Source organism: Saccharopolyspora sp. 6M, from assembly GCF_020176775.1.
Classification (GTDB): Bacteria; Actinomycetota; Actinomycetes; order Mycobacteriales; family Pseudonocardiaceae; genus Saccharopolyspora_C; species Saccharopolyspora_C gregorii.
On sequence record NZ_JAIUJZ010000134.1, the window covers coordinates 1 to 2,665 of the forward strand.

Consider the following 2,665-nt stretch of genomic DNA (forward strand, 5'->3'; position numbering starts at 1 on the left):
CGCGGGGGCGTATGGGGCGGCGGGCTCCCCCGAGACGGGCGCCCGCCGCCGGCGCCGCCGCGGGCGCCGCGGCCGCGGCCGCGGCAAGGGCGGCGAAGGCGAGCAGTCCGAAGCGGGCGACGAGCAGCCCGAGGACGAGGCCGAGAAGCCCGGCAAGCAGGACAAGCCCGGCAAGGGTCGGAAGGACTCCCGCAAGGACGGCGGCCGCAAGGACGACACCCGCGAGGACTCCGCCGACGCGGCCGCCGAGGACGAGAAGGACACCAAGTCCGCCGACGCGCCCGCCGAGGGCGGCGGTGAGGACTCCAGCCGCCGTCGCCGCCGTCGCCGCCGCCGCAAGGGCGCCGGGGACGACGACGGACCGTCGCGGGACGACGATCCGCCGAACACCGTCGTGCACGTCCGGGAGGAGCGGCAGGACAACGGCCGCCAGGAGAGCAGCGACGACGAGGTCCGCGCGATCAAGGGCTCCACGCGGCTGGAGGCCAAGCGCCAGCGCCGCCGCGACGGCCGCGAAGCCGGTCGCCGCCGGGCCCCGGTGCTGTCCGAGTCCGAGTTCCTCGCCCGCCGCGAAGCGGTGGACCGCAGCATGGTGGTGCGCGAGAACGGCGACCAGACCCAGATCGCGGTGCTGGAGGACAACGTCCTCGTCGAGAACTTCGTCACCGCCTCCGGCTCCGGCTCGCTCGTCGGCAACGTGTACCTGGGCCGCGTGCAGAACGTGCTGCCCAGCATGGAAGCCGCGTTCGTCGACATCGGCCGCGGCCGCAACGCCGTGCTGTACGCGGGCGAGGTCGACTGGGACGCCGCCGGGCTCGCGGGCAAGGCGCGCCGCATCGAGCAGGCCCTGTCCACCGGCGACAGCGTCCTGGTCCAGGTCACCAAGGACCCCGTCGGTCACAAGGGCGCCCGGCTGACCACCCAGATCAGCCTGCCCGGCCGGTTCCTGGTGTACGTGCCCGGCGGCGGTGCCACCGGCATCAGCCGGAAGCTGCCGGACAACGAGCGCAAGCGGCTCAAGGAGATCCTCAAGCGGATCGTCCCGGACAACGCCGGTGTGATCATCCGCACCGCCTCCGAGGGCACCAGCGAAGAGGCCCTGGACCGCGACGTGCGCCGCCTGCAGGCCCAGTGGGAGGTCATCAAGGAGAAGGCCGACGCCCCGAAGGCCCAGGCGCCGCAGCTGCTCTACGAGGAGCCCGACCTGCTGATCAAGGTCGTGCGGGACCTGTTCACCGAGGACTTCTCCTCGCTGGTCGTCCAGGGCGGCGACGCGTGGGACACCATCGAGGCCTACGTGCAGCACGTGGCGCCGGACCTGATGAGCCGGCTCACCAAGCACACCGGCAAGGGCGACGTCTTCACCGAGCAGCGGATCACCGAGCAGATCGCGAAGGCGCTGGACCGCAAGGTCTGGTTGCCCTCCGGTGGCTACCTGGTGATCGACCGCACCGAGGCGATGACCGTCATCGACGTCAACACCGGCAAGTTCACCGGCTCGGGCGGCAACCTGGAGGAGACGGTCACCAGGAACAACCTGGAGGCGGCCGAGGAGATCGTGCGCCAGCTGCGGCTGCGCGACATCGGCGGCATCATCGTGATCGACTTCATCGACATGGTGCTGGAGTCCAACCGGGACCTGGTGCTGCGCAGGCTCACCGAGTGCCTCGGGCGGGACCGCACCCGGCACCAGGTCGCCGAGGTGACCTCGCTCGGGCTGGTGCAGATGACCCGCAAGCGGGTCGGCACCGGTCTCCTGGAGGCCTACAGCAGCACGTGCGAGCACTGCCGCGGACGGGGCCTGATGGTCTCGACGGACCCGGTGGTGCACCAGCACGGCGGTGGGAACTCCGGCGGCGGCGGTGGCGGCGGCTCGCGCCGGAACCGCAACAAGGGCAAGCACGACGGCTCCGGGGACTCGGACGGTGCGCAGCACGGCGAGCGCAACGGGGCCGTGCAGGAGCAGTCCTCGAAGGACGCCCAGAGCAAGCAGGACTCTGCCAAGCAGGAGTCCGGCAAGCAGGAGTCCGGCAAGGATTCGGGCAAGCAGGAGTCGGGCAAGGACTCCGCCAAGCAGGACTCCGGCAAGCACGAGTCGGCCAAGGACTCCGGCAAGCAGGACGGCGGCAAGCACGGCGGCGGCAAGCGCGAGCAGGGCAAGCCCGCCGAGCAGGACTCGGGCCGGAAGGACGGCGGCAAGCAGGACACCGCCGAGCAGGCCCCTGGCGAGCACGGCGGCAAGCCCGCGAAGCAGGAGCAGGCGGCCGAACCCGCCGCCCCGGTCGAGCAGCGGCCCGCGCAGCACTCCGCGCAGCAGCAGCCCGCATCCCCGGCCGCCCAGCAGCCGGAGTCCGGTGAGACCAACGGCCGCTCCCGGCGGCGCAAGGTCAGCCGCCCGGCGGGCAGCGCGGGAGCATCGGCCGAGCCGGTGGTCCTCGCGGTGGAGAAGCCGGCCGAGCCCGCCACCAACGGGGTCCCGGAGGCGCCGGCGCCCGCGACGGCCTCGGTCACCCGCAGGCCGCGGCGCCGGGCGGCGTCCCGGGCCGCGGCCGCGCCGACGAACTCCCCGGAGGCCGTCCCCGGCGACGCCGCGGACGCCACCGCCGGAGCGAGCTCCGAGAGCTGAGCAGCACCGCCGCGGGCGGGGTCGGGGGCTCCCCGGCCC

General features: G+C 73.6%; 1 protein-coding gene. It reads left to right on the forward strand.

Annotated features, from left to right (window positions below; all coding sequences use genetic code 11):
- A partial coding sequence (locus LCD31_RS18085) for an Rne/Rng family ribonuclease (RefSeq protein WP_224959671.1) occupies nt 1–2,626 on the forward strand: 2,626 nt, incomplete at its 5' end.
- Nucleotides 2,627–2,665 lie beyond the last annotated feature (39 nt).